Annotated in this window: 17 protein-coding genes; 12 read left to right on the top strand and 5 right to left on the bottom strand. The window is 49.6% G+C overall.

The genetic code is table 11. The features are described from left to right. Window positions 1–141: 141 nt before the first annotated feature. Window positions 142–1,434 (bottom strand): aminopeptidase PepB, encoded by a 1,293-nt coding sequence (pepB, locus tag CF168_RS03795; protein ID WP_089067025.1) that lies wholly within the window; start codon window positions 1,432–1,434, stop codon window positions 142–144. A 231-nt stretch (window positions 1,435–1,665) separates the two neighbouring features. Between pepB and sfsA the strand changes: the two genes are divergently transcribed. From sfsA to CF168_RS03755, 8 genes are all read left to right on the top strand, one after another. Further along, entirely contained in the window at window positions 1,666–2,370 is a 705-nt protein-coding gene (sfsA, locus tag CF168_RS03790; protein WP_089067024.1) for a DNA/RNA nuclease SfsA, read from the top strand. A 162-nt stretch (window positions 2,371–2,532) separates the two neighbouring features. After that, the gene (gene dksA, locus CF168_RS03785) at window positions 2,533–2,976 is read left to right on the top strand and encodes an RNA polymerase-binding protein DksA (protein ID WP_011718198.1); all 444 of its coding nucleotides are present in this window, start codon (window positions 2,533–2,535) and stop codon (window positions 2,974–2,976) included. A 139-nt stretch (window positions 2,977–3,115) separates the two neighbouring features. Further along, window positions 3,116–4,012, top strand: a complete 897-nt coding sequence (gene gluQRS, locus CF168_RS03780; protein WP_089068891.1) for a tRNA glutamyl-Q(34) synthetase GluQRS — start codon at window positions 3,116–3,118, stop codon at window positions 4,010–4,012. Between the two features lie 281 nt (window positions 4,013–4,293). Next, on the top strand, window positions 4,294–5,601 hold the full coding sequence (locus tag CF168_RS03775) for a polynucleotide adenylyltransferase PcnB (protein WP_240520089.1): 1,308 nt from the start codon (window positions 4,294–4,296) through the stop codon (window positions 5,599–5,601). Next, entirely contained in the window at window positions 5,601–6,089 is a 489-nt protein-coding gene (folK, locus tag CF168_RS03770; protein ID WP_089067022.1) for a 2-amino-4-hydroxy-6-hydroxymethyldihydropteridine diphosphokinase, read from the top strand. The genes CF168_RS03775 and folK overlap by 1 nt, the downstream gene beginning before the upstream one ends. Before the next feature lie 56 nt (window positions 6,090–6,145). Next, window positions 6,146–6,940 (top strand): 3-methyl-2-oxobutanoate hydroxymethyltransferase, encoded by a 795-nt coding sequence (panB, locus tag CF168_RS03765; RefSeq protein WP_011718202.1) that lies wholly within the window; start codon window positions 6,146–6,148, stop codon window positions 6,938–6,940. Window positions 6,941–7,016: 76 nt separating this feature from the next. After that, entirely contained in the window at window positions 7,017–7,862 is an 846-nt protein-coding gene (panC, locus tag CF168_RS03760) for a pantoate--beta-alanine ligase (RefSeq protein ID WP_089067021.1), read from the top strand. A gap of 292 nt (window positions 7,863–8,154) precedes the next feature. Next, window positions 8,155–8,676 carry a DUF4124 domain-containing protein gene (locus CF168_RS03755; protein WP_011718204.1) on the top strand — a complete coding sequence of 174 codons (522 nt, stop codon included), beginning with the start codon at window positions 8,155–8,157 and terminating at the stop codon, window positions 8,674–8,676. A gap of 61 nt (window positions 8,677–8,737) precedes the next feature. Here CF168_RS03755 and CF168_RS03750 read toward each other — a convergent pair whose 3' ends face one another. Next, the gene (locus CF168_RS03750; protein ID WP_011718205.1) at window positions 8,738–11,245 is read right to left on the bottom strand and encodes a S8 family serine peptidase; all 2,508 of its coding nucleotides are present in this window, start codon (window positions 11,243–11,245) and stop codon (window positions 8,738–8,740) included. Window positions 11,246–11,646: 401 nt separating this feature from the next. Between CF168_RS03750 and CF168_RS03745 the strand changes: the two genes are divergently transcribed. Together CF168_RS03745 and CF168_RS03740 are read left to right on the top strand one after the other, a co-directional pair. Beyond that, window positions 11,647–12,066, top strand: coding sequence for a curlin (locus CF168_RS03745; RefSeq protein ID WP_011718206.1), 420 nt, complete (start codon window positions 11,647–11,649; stop codon window positions 12,064–12,066). A 14-nt stretch (window positions 12,067–12,080) separates the two neighbouring features. Further along, the gene (locus CF168_RS03740; protein ID WP_089067020.1) at window positions 12,081–13,589 is read left to right on the top strand and encodes a curlin; all 1,509 of its coding nucleotides are present in this window, start codon (window positions 12,081–12,083) and stop codon (window positions 13,587–13,589) included. Window positions 13,590–13,784: 195 nt separating this feature from the next. Here the strand turns inward: CF168_RS03740 and CF168_RS03735 are convergent, their stop codons facing one another. Then, window positions 13,785–14,450 (bottom strand): helix-turn-helix transcriptional regulator, encoded by a 666-nt coding sequence (locus tag CF168_RS03735; protein WP_011718208.1) that lies wholly within the window; start codon window positions 14,448–14,450, stop codon window positions 13,785–13,787. 365 nt (window positions 14,451–14,815) lie between these two features. Further along, window positions 14,816–15,424 (bottom strand): DUF2238 domain-containing protein, encoded by a 609-nt coding sequence (locus CF168_RS03730; RefSeq protein WP_011718209.1) that lies wholly within the window; start codon window positions 15,422–15,424, stop codon window positions 14,816–14,818. Between the two features lie 155 nt (window positions 15,425–15,579). Here CF168_RS03730 and serA point away from each other — a divergent pair, with 155 nt between their 5' ends. Then, window positions 15,580–16,809: a phosphoglycerate dehydrogenase gene (gene serA / locus CF168_RS03725; RefSeq protein WP_011718210.1), complete on the top strand. Its 1,230-nt coding sequence runs from the start codon at window positions 15,580–15,582 to the stop codon at window positions 16,807–16,809. Window positions 16,810–16,946: 137 nt separating this feature from the next. Continuing rightward, entirely contained in the window at window positions 16,947–17,903 is a 957-nt protein-coding gene (gene ygfZ / locus CF168_RS03720) for a tRNA-modifying protein YgfZ (RefSeq protein WP_011718211.1), read from the top strand. A 48-nt stretch (window positions 17,904–17,951) separates the two neighbouring features. Here ygfZ and CF168_RS03715 read toward each other — a convergent pair whose 3' ends face one another. Then, window positions 17,952–18,968 (bottom strand): response regulator, encoded by a 1,017-nt coding sequence (locus CF168_RS03715; RefSeq protein ID WP_011718212.1) that lies wholly within the window; start codon window positions 18,966–18,968, stop codon window positions 17,952–17,954. Window positions 18,969–19,009: the final 41 nt, after the last annotated feature.

Here is a 19,009-nt window from a genome sequence, read left to right as displayed (position 1 = left end):
ATAAAATAAACATATAAAGACTCATACTGCCCACCCTTTAATTTTATGCAATAAAAAACCGCCCGAAGGCGGTTTTAATACAATAAGAAGCGCTACTCGTAAGCTAAGCCGCAAAGGCAAGCTGCAGTCGCAAAGGCAAACTTAGCCTTTAATCAGCTCGCTGATGGTCAGCACGCCGTGGGTGGTCGCGCCAGCGCCCCAGAGTGCAGAAGCCGAATCTTCGAAGGCAGCCGCTAAATCCACGTGTAACCACTTGGCTTCTGGCGAAACGAAACGCCACAGGAAGCCCGCCGCATTAGAAGCGCCGCCAGCACCACCACCTTTCACAGGGCGACTGTTTGCGGTGTCAGCATAGGCCGATGGACACATGTCTTTGTGCCAAGGGTCCAGTGGCAATGGCCATACACGCTCGGCCACTGTCGAGGCTTTTTGCTGCGCCAGTTGTAACACTTCGGTCTGTGGCGAGAAAATCGCGTTGTAGTTAGAGCCAACCGCCATCACAGCTGCGCCAGTTAAGGTTGCCGCGTCGATAATAAAAGGAGCACCCGTCGCAGAAGCCGCTTGCAGACCATCGGCCAGCACTAAGCGCCCTTCAGCATCGGTGTTAACCACTTCAACTGTCACGCCATTTTTGTAGGTGAGGATATCACCCAGCTTATAGGCACGGCCGCTAATCAGGTTTTCAGCACAGCAGAGGAATAACTTAACGCGTTTGTTCAGACCCGATTTAATCGCTAAACCTAAAGCGGCCGTCACAGTGGCGGCGCCGCCCATATCGCACTTCATCCCCAGCATGCCTTCAGAGGCTTTAATGCTGTAACCGCCAGAGTCGAAGGTAATCCCTTTACCCACTAAGGCAACAGATACTGGGGCATCGGCTGACAACGGGTTAAAGTCTAGCTCTAACATCGCTGGTGGACGCTCACTGCCACGGCCTACGGCATGGATCCCAATCCACTGCTCTTCTAATAATGCTTCGCCTTCAATAATACGGTAGCTCACCTTAGCGCCACCGATATCGGCTAACCATTTGGCTGCTTGCTGCGCCAGTTTCACCGGAGACAGATTTTCAGGAGTATCGTTGATCAGTTGACGGGCAAATGTCGCCACTTCTAAGCGACGTTGTAACTCGGCTTGCACAGCTTCATCGCCGCACCATTGGATCTTGTAACCGGGCTTGGCTGTGGCAAAACCTTGGGCGAAGACCCATTGGCTATTCAGATCCCAAAGAGCGCCCGCTAAGGCAACAGTGCTGATCCCTTGATTGCGTAACTTACGCGCCGCCATTTGAATTTGACGCAGCTCATCGCCACCACCTAAGTGGACTAATGCGCCTTCGGCATTGAAGGTCACATCGGCTTTGCCCCAATGGGCGGCAGGGGTATCTTTGGTTAACTCAACTCTCATCACTTCAGTCACTTTAAGTTCACTCATGAGGGGTCCTTATTTTAATTTGTTCTTGCGCTTATACCCATGCTACTTGAGGTGAGAGCTCCTGCATCCTCAGGCTTTTGGGGTATACAAAGTACAACGGGGTTGGCGGCAGTTTACTGCTAGCAGGCAAGGACTGAAAGCCATCGGCCTAAGTTACCGAGGTAAAATCTGTAAACATTTGCGAAATTTGTTAGTCTTGGGCGCCCAAATCACCTCGCTACAGGTTATAGCATGCACTTTAGTCCAGCACTGAAATCGGGAAAGTTGCTCCAGCGCTACAAACGTTTTCTCGCCGATGTTCAACTCGAAGACGGCACTGAAATCACCCTGCATTGCCCCAATACTGGTTCAATGCGTAATTGCCTGTTCCCCGGTGAAACCGTGTGGTTTTCGACTTCTAATAATCCTAAACGTAAATATGCCCATACATGGGAGTTAATGACCACGCCAACGGGTGGCCTTATCGGCATCCATTCGGGCAATGCCAACGCCCTAGTCGAGGAAGCGCTTAATAAAGGTGTCATCACCGAACTTACAGGCTACGACAGCTTAAGCCGCGAAGTGAAGTACGGCGATGAAAACAGCCGCATCGATATCTTGCTTCAGGCTGCTCAAAAACCCGCCTGTTATATTGAAGTCAAAAGTTGTACTTTGCTCGAGGATGGCCAAGGCTATTTCCCCGATGCGGTGAGTCTTCGCGGCCAAAAACATCTGCGGGAATTAATGCACATGGCCAGCCTTGGGCATAGAGCCGTCTTGCTATTTGTGGTGCAGCACACAGACATCCACAGCGTGGCCCCCGCGGCACATATCGACCCAGAATATGCTAACCTGTTGAAAAAGGCTGTTTTATCGGGAGTAGAAGTCTTAGCTTATCGCTGTGAGATTTCTGCGAGTGAGATACATCTAGCCCACGCTTGTCCAGTCCGAGTATGATGTTAAGATTCAGTAAAATGCATTTTCATTTCAATTAGCGAAGGCAATCAAAAAATTCTGCCAAGGTGAAATGAAAAATTTGCCTCAATGTGAAGATTCTGATATAGATAGCGGCCGTTCTTAAGGACGCCCTACAACGCAAATGATGACAGGAGATGCGTTATGCCTGAAGGCACCAAAAAACTTGGCGTACTCGCTATCGCAGGTGTAAGTCCCTACCAGGAAAAGCCGGGTGAGGAGTATATGAACGCTAAGCAACTGGGTCACTTCAAGATCATTCTTGAAGCTTGGCGCAATCAGTTGCGTGAGGAAGTCGACCGTACTCTGAGTCACATGCAGGACGAAGCAGCAAACTTTCCTGATCCTGTAGACCGTGCAGCGCAAGAAGAAGAGTTCAGTCTCGAACTGCGTGCCCGTGACAGAGAACGTAAACTGATCAAGAAGATCGAGAAAACCCTGCAAAAAATCGAAGAAGACGATTTTGGCTTCTGTGAAACCTGCGGTATCGAAATCGGTATTCGCCGTCTCGAAGCGCGTCCAACGGCCGATCAATGTATCGACTGTAAAACGCTTGCAGAGATCAAAGAGAAGCAAATGGCGGGTTAATCGGCCATCTCGGGCGGGGATTTCCCCGCCTACTTGTTTGTGCGTCTTGCATTAACATCCTCTCGTTTCACTTCGCTTTTTTGTTCGTATCCCCCTAAAATACAGCCACTTTGACTGGTTATTCCTGCAAATTTCTATGATGGCGACTCACTCTTCCAACACTTCTACTTTGCAACCCTATGTTGGCCGTTTTGCCCCTTCGCCCTCGGGCGCACTGCATTTTGGCTCACTGATCGCCGCCCTTGGCAGTTATCTGCGGGCACGCTCATTAGGGGGAAAGTGGTTAATTCGGGTTGAAGATATTGATCCACCTCGGGAAGTTGCGGGCGCAGCCGATGATATTTTACGTACCTTAGAGGCATACGGTTTCGAATGGGATGACACTGTGCTGTACCAGAGTGCGCGCACCGAGGCCTATCAAGCCAAACTCGATGAGTTACTCGCCGAAGATAATGCCTACTTTTGCCAGTGTAGTCGTAAACAGATCCAAGCCATGGGCGGGATTTACGATGGTCGCTGCCATCAGTTAACCACGCCGCATCAATCGGGTGCGATCCGCATTGTCAATCGACAACAAGTCGCCGAATTTAGCGATAACCTGATGGGAAAAGTCGTCGTGGACCATGCCTTTGCCGCGGAAGATTTTATTATCAAACGCAGCGATGGCCTGTACGCCTATCAACTGGCTGTGGTGCTGGATGATGCCTATCAAGGCATTACCGAAGTGGTACGGGGCTATGATTTAATCGAAGCCAGTTGTCGCCAATTAAGCCTGTATCAAACCTTTGGCCTAAGCGCGCCGCAGTGGTTGCATTTACCCTTAGCCTGTTTGACGCCGGGATTTAAACTGTCGAAACAAAACCATGCGCAGGCTATCGATAAACAGCATCCACAGGCGAGCCTTAATGCAGCCCTCGCCTTTTTAGGCCAAGCGCCAGTGGAGCCGACAACGGCGCCGCAAATGCTGGCCCAAGCGGTGGCGCAGTTTCAACTGTCGGCCATTCCGAAGCAGCGGGAAATCTTGATAGCACCTTAACCCCGTGGGTCGAGTTGCGGCCAAAAAGCATCATGTTAGCTGTGCTAAGTCGTGGCATAGCTCAAAAATCGCGATATACCCATCGGTGCGCAATTGGTATATCATAGCCGCCAGATTTTTAATCACATAACAGATACATTCCGAGGTGTCCCATTTTTCGCCGTATCAGCCAATTCTGCAAGCAGCTATTTGAAGACGCGCCTAAAACGACCGCTCCGACTCCAGCTCAGATTGAACCCCAAACGCCAGAACTCACTTCAGGCGGCTTAAGCTTGTCGCTCGTGCCTCGGGATGCGCATTCGATTTCCCGCAAGCAGATCAGCGAAAACGCACTTAAAGTATTATACCGATTGAATAAATCAGGTTTTCAGGCCTATTTAGTCGGTGGGGGCGTACGGGATTTACTCCTCGGACTCGAACCGAAAGACTTCGACGTTGTGACCAATGCGACGCCAGAAGAAATTAAAAAGCTGTTTCGCAATTGCCGCGTAGTCGGACGCCGCTTCCGCCTCGCCCATATTGTGTTTGGCCGCGATGTGATTGAAGTTGCCACCTTCCGTGGCCACCACGGCGACAGCAATGAAAAGATTTCTAAAGCCAATGCCGAAGGGCGTTTGCTCAGGGATAACGTGTATGGCGAAATCGATGAAGACGCAGAGCGCCGCGATTTTACCGTCAACGCCCTTTACTACGATATCAGCGACTACTCTATCCGTAGCTATGGCGGCGGTATGGAAGATCTTAAGGCAGGCACCTTAAGGCTGATTGGCGATCCCGAAACCCGTTACCGTGAAGATCCAGTGCGTATGCTCAGGGCTGTGCGTTTTGCCACTAAGCTCAGCATGGCGATTGAAGAAGTGACCGCTAAACCTATCAAACAGTTAGCGCCACTGCTCAAGGACATTCCGGCCGCCCGCATGTATGAAGAAGTGCTCAAACTCTTCTTCGCCGGCAAAGCCATGGCCAACTTTGAGATGATGCAGGAATATAAGCTGTTCGCGCCGCTCTTCCCGCAAGTCGATGCCCAATTAAAAGATGCGCCTAAGGGCCCTGCGATGAAGATGGTGCAAGCCATCATGAAGAGCACGGATGCACGCGTGAACGAAGATAAACCTGTCACTCCGTCCTTCTTCTATGCGGCGATCCTCTGGTATCCACTGCGCCAACGCGCCGAAGATATCGCCGTTGAAAGCGGCCTGACCTTATACGATGCGTTTTTTGCCGCCATGGGTGATGTGATTGAGCAGCAATGCCAAACCATCAGCATTCCGCGTCGGTTTAGCACGCCTGCCAAAGACATTTGGCAATTGCAATTACGCTTCGATCGCAGCCAAGGCACTCGCGCCTTTAAACTGCTAGAGCACCCTAAATTTAGAGCGGCCTACGACTTGCTGTTACTGCGCGGTGAAGTCGAAGGTGGCAATGTCGCCAAGAGTGCAGCATGGTGGCAACAGTTTGTTGAAGCGGACGAAGCCGAGCGTTTGAATATCGCCCGCAGTGGTAACAAAGCGGCGGGTAACCGTAACCGCAATTCACCACAGCGCCGTCGCCGTCGCCCGAGTGCCACGAAAGCCAAAGCCGCCGAATAATGACTCAGGTTTTTGTCGCCCTCGGGGCTAATCTTGAAGATCCTAAAGCTCAGCTGGACAATGCCGTTGCGGCCTTGTCCGCCTTAGCTGAAAATCAAAGCCTCAAGGTATCGCCCTATTACGGCTCCGCCCCCATGGGGGACGTAGTGCAACCCGACTATATCAATGCCGTTGCCAGCTTTGAGACCTCTCTGGCGCCCATCGCCCTGTTAGATGCACTGCAAGAGATTGAAAACACTCAGGGCCGCGTCCGTAAAGAACGTTGGGGCCCCAGAACCTTAGATCTCGACTTACTCTTATATGGCGATGCCATTATCGATGAGCCCAGACTCAAAGTGCCGCACTATGGCATGAAGGAGCGTAGTTTTGTGCTAGTGCCCTTGGCGGCCATAGCACCGGATCTGGTGTTACCTTGTAAAACGCCGCTACGCAGCCTTATCAGTGAAAAATTCTTGGCCGAGTTACAACTACTGGGCAATGATCATTGAAGTCAGCCCCCAGTTAGCTTATAACACCACTTCTATTTGGTTTGAAGATCACCCATATGTCTAAAGTTACTAGCTCAACCCTGTTGAAATACAAACAGGAAGGTAGAAAATTCACCGCTCTGACAGCCTATGATGCCAGCTTTGCCAGTGCGTTCGACGGCGAAGGCATCGATGTGCTACTGGTCGGCGATTCTTTGGGAATGGTTCTGCAAGGCCACGATGATACGCTGCCCGTCACGACAGCCGAAATCGCCTATCACACTCGTTGTGTGCGTCGCGGTATCGAGCGCTCACTGCTGATCGCCGACATGCCATTTATGAGTTACGCCACACCAGAACAAGCCATGGAAAACGCCACTGCACTGATGCAGGCGGGTGCCAATATGGTCAAGCTGGAAGGCGGTCACTGGTTACTCGAAACCGTGACTAAACTGACCGAGCGCGGTATTCCTGTCTGCGCCCACTTGGGCCTCACTCCGCAATCGGTACACGTTTTTGGTGGTTTTAAAGTACAAGGCCGCGATGCTGAAAATGCCCAGCGCATTCTCGATGAAGCCAAGGCCTTAGAAGCCGCTGGTGCGCAGCTGTTAGTGGTCGAATGTATTCCGGCATCACTCGCCACCGCTATCACTCAAGCATTAACTATCCCAGTGATCGGCATTGGCGCTGGCGCCACGACAGATGGCCAGATCCTAGTAATGCACGACGTGCTCGGTATTTCGAGTGGTTATATCCCACGTTTTTCAAAGAACTACCTTAAGCAAACGGGTGAAATCCGCTCGGCGGTACGCGCTTATATTGAAGAAGTGGCCAATGGCAGCTTCCCAAGTGCTGATCACACGTTCAACTAAGCGTGCTAGCACTCATTGAGCTAAATAGTGCTAAGCACACAGACGACTATTTCAAGTTTTAGCAAGGTAAGAGTTAATGATCACTAGCGCCCATATCGATGATATTCGTACTCAAGTGCGAGCATGGCGTGCCAAGGGCGAGACTGTCGCCTTTGTGCCTACCATGGGCAATCTCCATCAGGGACACATCACCTTAGTGAAAGAAGCTGCGAAGAAATCCGACCATGTGGTCGTATCAATCTTCGTTAATCCCATGCAGTTCGGGCAGAACGAAGATCTCGACGCCTACCCGCGCACCTTAGAGGCCGACAGCCAAGCGCTGACGGCCGCGGGCGCCGAGCTGCTGTTTACCCCAACACCTGCGATTATTTATCCTAAAGGCTTGGCGCAGCAAACCTATGTTGAAGTACCAGGAATTTCCGATGTACTCTGCGGTGCCAGTCGTCCCGGTCATTTCCGTGGCGTTGCGACTGTAGTCTGCAAACTGTTCAACATAGTGCAGCCCGATGTCGCATTCTTTGGCAACAAGGATTATCAGCAACTGTTAGTGATCCGCACTATGGTTGAAGACTTGTCACTGCCGATTGAAATTATCGGTGTGGATACCATTCGTGAAGCCTCAGGCTTAGCCATGAGCTCTCGCAATGGCTACCTGACGGCGGAAGAAAAAGCCGCGGCGCCGGCGCTGAAAAAGGCTATCGATGCCATGGCACAAGGCATCAAGCAAGGCCTGAGCATCGAACAAGTCACCGCTGAAGCTAAAACGAGCCTTATCGCCGCAGGCTTTACCCCAGATTATTTAGAAGTTCGCCATGCCACTACGCTGGCCAATGCGGAAACTACGGACCAAGCACTGGTGATTTTGGCCGCCGCTTACTTAGGTAAGGCGCGTCTTATCGATAACCTGCGCTTCGACCGCTAAGCGTTTTTAACGCAAGAAAAAGGAGCTTAGGCTCCTTTTTTGTTTGCGCAGCTCTGTACAGACTCGCCTCAATCCATTGAGCGTCAAAAAAATTCCATCGTCAAAAAACTGGTTTTATTCTTCAAGTTACGCCATAGTATTCACGGTTGTTAACTATGAGTAACAAGTATTCCAGCCTCTTAATCTGATAACTGCTAGAGTTTAACAAGGACGCAAGCGCCAATCACAATCTGGCATTGCACCAATACAGTAACGTTATTCATTATTGCGTACACAAAGGATCTGTCGTCGAATGGCAAGACTCATAGTGACTCTTATTTGCGTGCTACTTCCTACAACAGCACTTGCAAATACCGTCTATAAATGTCGCAAGGACGATAAGGTCGTCTTTAGCCAAACCGCCTGCCCGCAGGATTATAGCCAACATAAGATTGAGTATCAGCTTGGCATCACCACAGAAACCGATTCAGACAAACGAGAGACGCCTGTCGACCCGCTGCAAGCCTTGCTCAATAGCCAAACGATTTCTAAGGAAAAACTGCTGCAATTGCTCGATGCCGAGCTGTACCGCCTAAAGCAGGAAAACAGCTATTTCGAAATCCTTAGAACCAGCGAGTTGCAAAAATTAGAACGCCAACGTTACTGGCAACATAAAGAAAAAGATGACCCTGAATACATCAGTCAGCTCAATAAAATTAACGATCATTTTAATGACTTAACCTCGAATAACACTCAGGCGATACAGCAGTTATCCGACCGGAAAACACAAATTTCCGCCGAAACCGAGCCTGAGGAAGTGAAAGAAAAACCTTAGCTTTCGAGTTTAGATAACAAAAAAGGCGACCCTAGGGTCGCCTTGTTATTTTATGACTTCATTAGAACTGCGCGACAACCGCCGCAGAACAGAGTGAGCCCGAGGTTTCACACACTTGGTACGTCACACTCGATGCCGTCGTTGTAAAGCGATCGCGGTAGTTACCATCGTTTTCAGTCGTAGCCACTAACTCGCCATCACGGTACAGGGCCACGCTTTCACCTAAGGCGCTATCCCATGTGAGATCAACCATAGCACTGCCACGGCGTGAGACTAGCGCACGAGTGACAGTGGCACTGATACTATGTTCATACACTTGCACTTCCATAGTCACAGTGTTGCTATGCTCCATGGCGTCAGTCACGGTAAGCGACACTCTGTAGGTGCCAGCGGCAGCAAACACATGGCTTGGGTTCATTTCGCTAGAGTTAGTGTCATCACCAAAGTCCCAGCTATAGCTCACGATATCATCGTTTGCATCGGTACTGGTGTTAGTAAAGGCAACGCTTAAGCCTTCAACCGCATACTCGAAACCTGCTACAGGTGCCGCGGGAGAGGCTTCACCTAAGCCGCTGATCACTAAGCCCCAGTTATTCAGGGTGCCCGTATCCGCGCCCGCATTGTCGTCAACAGATAATGACCAAGTACCACGGGCATTTTCACCGTCAAACGCGCTTAAGTCCCAGCTCTTAACGATGTTGTCGGCGCTGCCGCCCTCACGGTTATGCAGAACCACTTCGGTGCCCGCTGGAGAGGTTAACACAACACGTAAATCACCAATCCAAGTGTGGCTGATATTCACATCGGCGGTCACACCAAAAATCTGCACATCGTCGGCAACGTCGATAGTGCTTACCACGCCATTAGTGTTGTTATCAGGGATAGCAACAGCGTTTTCATTGCCATAGCTAAAGTCATTTAATCCCTGTGGGAACACATTCAGTGCAACGACTTTAGACTTTTCAATGGTGCCATCGGTACCTGTTACTGTAATGCTGTAATCACCCCAAGCTGTTTGCGCCGTTGTCGCTACATCTAAGGTAAATGAACCACCAGCTGTAACTGTTGAGGCTGATAAGGATACGCCTTCAAGCGCTGGAGACACGGCTACGCTAAGCGCCACATCACCTTCCCACCCTGCCACACTACCGACAGTAAAGTTATAACTAGCCGTGTTACCCGCTTCGACCGATTGCGATGCTGGCGATACGGTAAACTTATAGCTAGGGGATGGGTTTGCCTGCTCTAAGGCATTTGCCACATTGAGGCGAGTCCCTGCTACGGTTTTACCGGTGAGGTCCGCATTCGCATCACCCGATGCCATCAGTAAGGTTTTCATTTCTACTGGTGAGAGATCGGGATTTAACGACCACACTAGTGCTGCCGCACCTGTTACATGGGGCGTCGCCATTGAGGTACCAGAGTAAGTGGCATAGCCACCGCCTGGGATGGTTGACAGAATCGCCGTGCCAGGCGCGCCCATATCAACACTGGTTAAGCCCCACTGTGAGAAATCTGACATACGGTCATTACGGTCGGTACTGGCAATAGACAACACCACATCCGAGTCATAGCTTGAGGGATAATGTGGGCTGGCATCATTGTCCACCGCGTCATTACCCGCTGCTGCAACGAATAAAATGCCTGCTTCACCACCCGCTTCAATCGCATCTTTTAAGGCTTGGCTAAAGCTGCCGCCGCCCCAAGAGTTGTTGGTAGCTTTGATATCAACCCCATGATTAACCTTAAGATCGGTAAAGTAGTCCAGACAGGCAATCGCGCCTGCGGTAGAACCATAACCATCGGCATCGAGGAACTGACAGGCGGCGATTTTAACGTCCCAGTTCACCCCAACAACACCCACGCCGTTATTACCTTTAGCGCCAATAGTGCCAGACACATGGGTACCATGGCCGTTGCCGTCCATTGGGTTACCGTTATTGTTGACCGCGCTGTAACCGTGAACATCGTCGATCACGCCGTTGCCGTCATCGTCGATGCCGTTACCTGGGATCTCGCCACCATTCACCCACATGTTGGCCTGTAGATCGGGATGATTGTAATCCACCCCTGTGTCAATCACCCCAATCACCACATCCGAACTGCCGGTAGTGATTTCCCACGCTTCTGGAGCATCGATATCCGCATCGACGGTGCCACCGTTTTGTCCCGTGTTATTCATGCCCCACAGGCTAGCAAAGCTTGGATCATCAGGTGTACCAATAGCCTTGAGAATATAGTTAGGTTCGGCATATTTTACCGCCGGATGACGGCTAATCACCTTAATCGCATCTTCAATATTGGTGCCCTTACGCAGGGCTAAACGTGCCAGTTTGCCATTGAGTAAATGCTGGAACTTATCATCGACACCATCCGCATTGGCATCGGTTAAGGTGCCACGAATTAAACGCTGAGCCGCCGAGCGCTCCGCCTTCGTCGCATTGTCTTTATACACCACGAGAATGGCATCTTTTTCATAGACAGGGGCATCTTTTGCCATAGCGGGCACGGCTGACAGTGTCATCGCTCCTGCAATTGCTAACGCCAGTGGTGAGAGTTTTATCGACATATTGAGCTTCCTATAGTCCTTTACGTTGAAATTCTGGAACCGCAATTACGCAGCCTCCGCTCAAAATTGATTGGATAATAGCGACGAACATCCAGCATGTTTGCCGGTAAATTGTTGCCATAATGTTTCAACTTAAAAAAGCCGCCCACAATGAAATACAACTTAACTACTAGACCGACTTGGTAGGTTAAAAGGGAAGACGTACGGTTCATAAATAGACAATAGACTGATTTATCATAGGATTAACAAAAGTTAATCCAACCTAGCAGGCTATTGTTCCCCAACAAATAAATACCCTTTCGGCCAATTGTCTCTCGGCCCTATGACTCGTACCTTGATGCCTGAATTGGTCGGTGTGTTTTTCAGCCCGCCAAAACACCTATACATACAAGGAGTCACTTGTGCCAAGTCTATTAACACGCTTTTTGGTACTGCTCATCTTGTTATGTAGTTGTCTGACACCCAGCCAAGCGGCAGATGTCAGTGAACTGCCCATTACCCTGCAGGCGCTCATTGAGCGTTCTGGGCGCGATAACCTTATCGACCTAGTGCAGCAAGGTACGGCAAACCAAGCGATAGTGATCCAGTCGGGCAGCGATAACAGCGCCTATGCGACGCAAGCAGGTAACGACAACGTTTCGCTTGTGACACAGATTGGTTCCAACAATGAAGTCCAACTACTGCAAGTCGGCACTCAAAACACGGCTTCAATCACCCAGATTGGCAATGACAATTTGGTGCAATTGAACCAACTAGGAAGCGGCAATTTTTCGATCCAGCAGATTGCAGATGGTGCTGCAATCTCAATAACTCAGTATTAAACAGGGAGAGTCACATGAAATCACAAGCGAAAAAATCACTCATTGCGCTAGCTATTGCGACTGGCTTAAGTGGCCAGGCATTTGCAGCCAGTCTCATTAACGACATCAGCGTTGAACAAACTGGCCAAGGTCAAGACACCTTAGTGGCGCAAACTGGGTTAATTAACGCTGCAGCAGTTACTCAAACGGGTAACGACCAAGTTGCCACCGTATTACAAGACGGTGTGTGGCATGAAGCGCAAGTTAACTCAACGGGTGATGCCAACCATGTCACTGTGACTCAACAAACGGATTGGCATGTTGCATCAGTTAACGTCACTGGCAATAACAACGAAGCTGAAGTAGCGCAGGATGGTTTCTTCAACCAAAGCAGCAACGACATCACTGGTAACGACAACCTGGTTTCTGTGAACCAATTAGGTGAAGTGAACGAAAGCTACGTTGAAATCACTGGCAACGAAAACAGCGCCTTCGTAGAACAAGAAGGTGATGCTAACCTCGCAGTATTCCGCGTTCAAGGCGATAACAACGATGGCGACATCAAGCAATACGGTAGCAACAACCAAGCGGGTTTAATCGCACTCGACCTGACCGCTAACGTGGGCAATAACAACGATGTATCGGTTGAACAGATTGGTAACAACAACTTTGGTGCGGCTAAAGGCATCGCGGGTAACGACAACAGCGTCGATATCTATCAAAAGGGTGAAAGCCATACTGGCTTCGTTTACGCCTTAGCGGGTAGCGAGAACGACATCACCATGAAACAAGAAGGCAGCAGCAACACAGCTTACCTGTCAATGACCACGGGTGATGACAACAGCATCGATATCGCTCAAGACGGCAACCGTAACACTGTAGGCGATACTTTAGTTGCCGACATCCAAGGTAACGACAACGATATCACTATCAAACAACGTGGCGACAGCAACGGTGCAGAGTTCCAAGTATGGGGCGATAGCAACGACGTTGACTTAAAACAACGTGGTGATGCTAACTTCGCAACCTTTGGTGCTTACGGTACTGACAACGATTTCGACTTATCTTCTAAGGGTGATAACAACGAACTGGTTGCCTTCGCAACAGGTGAAGACAACAGCATCGAAATCAGCCAAGAAGGTGATACAAACTTCGCTTATGTGGATGCCGTGGGTAACGACAACGAAGTAGATGTTGAGCAAGATGGTGATCAAAACGAGACTATCATCAGTGTAACGGGTAACAACAACGCCGATGTGACTGCACTGCAACACCGTGGTGATTTGAACCTTATCGATTTAATCATCGAAGGTGATGAAAACTCAGCTCAAATCACTCAAGCGGGTAACGGTAACTGGGTAGGTGGCGATAGCGGCACTTCATTCGCTTCAAGCTCATTTGGCGTGCGTGGTGACAACAACAGCCTAATGATTACCCAAACAGGCAATGACAACTTAGTTGTCGGTTCACAAGCTGGCAATAGCAACAGCATCAGCGTTAATCAAAGCGGTGATATGAACGTTGCAACTGTTGTTCAGTACTGATCTTTATCGATAGCCGTCTGCTGTAGACGGCTCAATAAAAACGGGAACATGAATCATGTTCCCGTTTTTATTTGCGTATAAAGTGCAAAAGTGAGTTAGCGCTTGTCGAATCTTGCCGATGTAAATCACCATCCCCGCTCACTCACACCTCACCTCACCTCACCTCACCTCACCTCACCTTAGTAAGCTTAAGGCTTAACTGCAAAACTCAAAATGGGTTTGATAAGTTTGCGCCCAACGTAATAGTTCAACGCGATTGCGAGACTGGGTCTTACGGAAAATAGAGGAAATATGCGCCTTCACCGTATGCTCACTGATGCAGAGTCTATGGGCAATCTCCTTATTGCGCGCCCCACTTGAGACGAACTGAATAATGGTCCTCTCTCTGGAGGTAAGCGCTTGCAACATGGCGACGGTATCGGCGGGCATCTCATTTTGCCCATCCAACTTTTGCACCACACGGCGAAACATCTTACTGAGCAAGGTTCTATCGTACCAAAGCTCGTCGGCCACCATCTTACGCAGCCCCGTTAGCATCAAATCCATCCGCTGATCTGCAAATAACAGACCGCGGATCCCCAGCAGCATGGCTGACTCTTGGTCTAAGGAATTACGCTCGACTTGATACAAAGCGACGGGAACATGTGGCACAAGACGTGACGCTAAGAGTGGGATCCCTTTATTGTCTAAGGCCGCGCCCTTTTGGGCGATTAAACAGAAACTGCGCTGTCCTTTATCTAAATTTAACTCAGAAGCCTGTTTAACAATCCGTGTTTTTAACCCGATAGATTCTGCCAGTATCGCCAAATGGCAAGGCGCTGCCACTTGATGCAGAAAAACTAACTCATTGATAGTACTCAATTTACTCTTCTCCCTGAAAAGTATTTCGTCTTTATTAGTCTAATATTGAACTTAAGCGTGCAAATGCACAAAAATACAATTAATTAACATAGCCCATTTTGACTAGTTACCGCATGAATGCCATCACCCGAATGTACTAAATAATCACTCTTTTTTTATAGTAAGTTCGACTAACAGACCAAGGCTTTATCACTAAACAGTGATTAATCCTGAGGCTTAACGACGGAACAATCAGGTTACACCTTAGTCTATAAAGCTCTCAATCGAAAGTTTAAACAAAAAATTAACAGAAAAAGATGACAATTTGAGGAATAAAAATCCCCTCTAAGGAAGCCTTAGAGGGGATTTTTGGTAAGTGTTTGAGCCTAAGCCTGACCGATAAGTTTTGCGATTTGCTTATCCTGCACACGGGACAAACTGATTAGTGCGACAATGGCCCCAATCAAGGCCAAAAACATATCCGATTGGGTATCCCACACATAACCTTGAGTGCCTAAGAAGGCCTCAGCACCTTCGCCCGTCGCGGCGGCCACCCACCATTCAATCAGTTCGTAGAAGGCGCTGAAGGCCAACACAAAGCAAGTGACGAGAAAGGCACACCAGGCTCCAGGTTTAACGGCTTGATTACGTAACATAATCTCACGGGCTAACATGGCCGGAATAAAACCTTGGGCAAAATGCCCGACCTTGTCGTAGTTGTTACGCTCGGTCCCCATCCACTGGGCAATCGTGTCGAACAGTGGCACTTCGGCATAGGTATAGTGCGCGCCAACAAACAACACACAGCAATGCACTAGCACCAAAAAATACACTAAGGGCGTCAGCGGAAAACGCTTGCGGGTAAAAAAGAGCAAGGGCACGGCCACTAATGCTGGCAGGGCTTCGAGCCACCAAGTGAATGGATCTGCGGGTTTTATCGCCGACCATATTAAAACTGAGAGGTAAATACCGCACCAAATGATTTTGTTATTCAATGTTCCTTCCTCTTATGCGATATTGTTCTAATTCTAGAATATTAACTTTAGCCATCTAGCCCTCCACAGTGAGCAAAAAAAGTGCTACTTTGGAAGGCCAAGGTTGTCAGCATATCACACAGAACTATTTCAATTAATTAGAGGGTACCCATATCATGGCGAAACATTCGCTGGACAAGGATAAGATCAAGATCCTGTTGTTGGAAGGCGTCCACCAATCTGCGGTCGATGTATTTGAACGTGCTGGATACACCAATATCGAGTATCACAAAGCCTCCTTAGGTGATGAAGCCCTGCTCGAGTCCATCAAAGATGCTCACTTTGTTGGTATTCGTTCCCGTACCCAATTAACGGCTGAGGTATTGAAGCGTGCCGAAAAACTGATTGCGATTGGTTGTTTCTGTATCGGTACTAACCAAGTGGATCTGGCGACCGCCGAATTACTCGGTATCCCAGTATTTAACGCACCATTCTCTAATACCCGCAGCGTGGCTGAACTGGTATTAGGCGAAATCATCATGCTGATGCGCGGCATTCCTGAACGTAATGCTATCGCCCACCGTGGTGGCTGGATGAAGACGGCCGCCGGCAGTTACGAAGTCCGTGGCAAAACCTTAGGTGTGATAGGTTATGGTCATATCGGTACACAGCTCGGGATCCTAGCTGAAACCTTAGGCATGCGCGTGGTGTTTTTCGATATCGAAGACAAACTGCCATTAGGCAATGCCCAGCAAATCCATTCGATGGAACAATTACTGGCACAGTCCGATGTGATCAGTTTGCACGTCCCTGAGACGGCGCAAACCAAAGATATGATCAGCACCGCCGAATTTGCCGCCATGCGTAAAGGCAGCATCTTTATCAACGCCTCACGCGGCACTGTGGTCGATATCGATGCCCTAACGGTTGCCCTTAAAGAGCGTCACCTTGCGGGCGCGGCCATCGACGTATTCCCCGTCGAGCCACAATCGAATGATGATGAATTTATCAGCCCATTACGTGGTTTAGATAACGTACTGCTGACTCCGCACGTGGGTGGCAGTACTGCCGAAGCCCAAGAAAACATCGGTATCGAAGTTGCCGGTAAGTTAGCTAAATACTCTGACAACGGTTCGACCGTATCTGCGGTTAACTTCCCTGAAGTGTCGCTGCCAATGCACAAAGGCATTTCGCGCTTACTGCACATTCACCAAAACCGTCCTGGCGTGCTAATCAAAATCAACAAAGCCTTCTCTGAAAAAGGCATCAACATTGCCGCTCAGTACCTGCAAACCACTGCAGAAATCGGTTATGTGGTGATGGAAGTCGATACTCACCAAGCCGAAGAGGCACTGGTTGAACTTAAGGCCATTGAAGGCACACTGCGCACCCGCGTATTGTTCTAATGCTTTAAGCACTCAGCTTGAGTGAATTTATAAGGCGCACATTTCATTCAAGATATGTGCGCCTTATGCTTTTGAGCGCCGCTTAATTCCGCTACAATCTAGCCTCTTGCATCGTCTTCATTTTCAGGATCTCCGCTATGACTATTGCAGTTTCGACACCCACTTGGGATCTGGACGCCTCCATGCATCCACTTGTGCTCGCCAACCTATCCCACCTCGGCCTCATCAAAGTAGTCGGTGAACAGGGGCGCAGTTTTATCCATGGCCAAGTGACTACGGACATTAGCTCACTCGAAGCCAACCAATGGCGCTGGGGCGCACATTGCGATCCTAAGGGTAAGATGATCGCCAGCTTCCGCACCTTTGCTATCCAAGAGGCGCTGTTGATGCTGCTGCCAAGGGAGACTATCGAGGTCGATCTGCCGCAACTGCAAAAATATGCGGTGTTTAGCAAGGCAACCCTGACCAATGCGACGGCAGAGTGGACTTTACTCGGCGTAGCAGGCGAACAAGCAACACAATTTGTGACCCAACACTTTGGGGAAATCACTGAAGAACTGACGCTGGTCGAACATGGCGCCATTTTAAAGGATGCGGATCGTTTTATTCTGGTTCTGCAGCCAGAGGCGGCAACTACCTTAGTGGGCGAGCACACAGTGTTTGATGCCAGCGCTTGGCAAGCCTTAGAAATTACAGCAGGCTACCCTAACCTAGCGCCAAGCCATGCTAATCAATATGTGCCGCAGATGTGTAACCTACAGGCTATCAACGGCATCAGTTTTAACAAAGGCTGCTACATGGGCCAAGAAACTGTGGCTCGGATGAAATACCGTGGCGGTAACAAGCGCGCGCTCTATATTCTCCACGGCACGACTTCCTCAGACATCAATTTGGAAAGTGCTCTCGAGATCGAATTGGAAGATGGCTATCGCAAGGGCGGGCAAATTATTGAGTTCGTACAGCGTGGTAATCAAGTACTGCTCACCGCTGTGCTGGCAAACGATACCGCGAACGATGCCAAGCTGCGCTTTGCCGACGATGAGCAATCCAGCTTACACATTAAAGCATTACCCTACTCGCTCGAAGAAGCCTAGCTTCTAAACGAGTCGTATTGAAAAAGGCGCCCTAGGCGCCTTTTGCTTTTAATGCTCGATATAAGTATCTCGAATCGCCACCACCTCGGGCAGAATTTGCTTAAATTCCTCCACCAGCTTAGGGTCAAAGTGTTTGCCCGCTTGGCTTTCGAGTAACTCGACCGTGGCTTCGATTGTCCAAGGCTCCTTATAAGGACGGCGCGAAGTCAGGGCGTCGAAGACATCCGCAATCGCCACAATCCGGCCTTCAATCGGAATATTTTCCCCTGACAAACCATTAGGATAACCAGAACCGTCCCATTTCTCATGGTGGGTCAAGGCGATGCGCCGCGCCATTTGCAGCAGTGGATCGCCATGTTCGCCAATGATCTCTGCACCAATGGCAGCATGTTGTTGCATGATTTCCCACTCATCGGCATCAAGCTTACCGGGCTTTTTCAGCACCGCATCGGGCGTGCCGATTTTCCCTATGTCATGCATGGGCGCCGCGTTATACAACAGCTCGCAGAAGGTGCTAGGCAAGCCCAGTTTAACGGCCAGCATCCGTGCATAGTGGCTCATACGCACAACGTGCAGGCCCGTTTCGTTGTCTTTGTATTCGGCGGCGCGACCTAAGCGGCGGATAATTTCGAAGCGAGTTTCTTCTAGCTCTTGGGTGCGTTCTTTGACTTGTTGTTCTAGCAGGCGTTTTTGATCGTATAGCGCCAGATGGGTTCGCACCCGTGCTTTTACCACGGGAGCACTCACAGGCTTAGTGATGTAATCGACGGCGCCGAGTTCAAACCCTTGAGTCTCGTCGGCCACCTCAGACAAGGCGGTCACAAAAATCACCGGAATATGGCAAGTTAAAGGCTCCTGCTTAAGCAGCTTACAGACTTCATAGCCGTTCATGCCAGGCATCATTACGTCGAGTAAAATCAAATCCGGCAGGGTTTTGGCGACAAGGGCGAGCGCTCTTGGTCCATCAATCGCCACCTTGACCTTATAATCCTCACCGAGTATGCCCACTAAAATATCGATATTTTCCGGTGTATCATCGACGACCAATATTGTTGCCTTATCCATCAACACTTTCACCTTATCCTGTGGCTTATCAATGGCCAATA

Source organism: Shewanella bicestrii, from assembly GCF_002216875.1.
GTDB lineage: Bacteria > Pseudomonadota > Gammaproteobacteria > Enterobacterales > Shewanellaceae > Shewanella > Shewanella seohaensis.
Note: the sequence above shows the minus strand (reverse complement) of the source record. Positions and strands in the feature narration are given on the sequence as shown.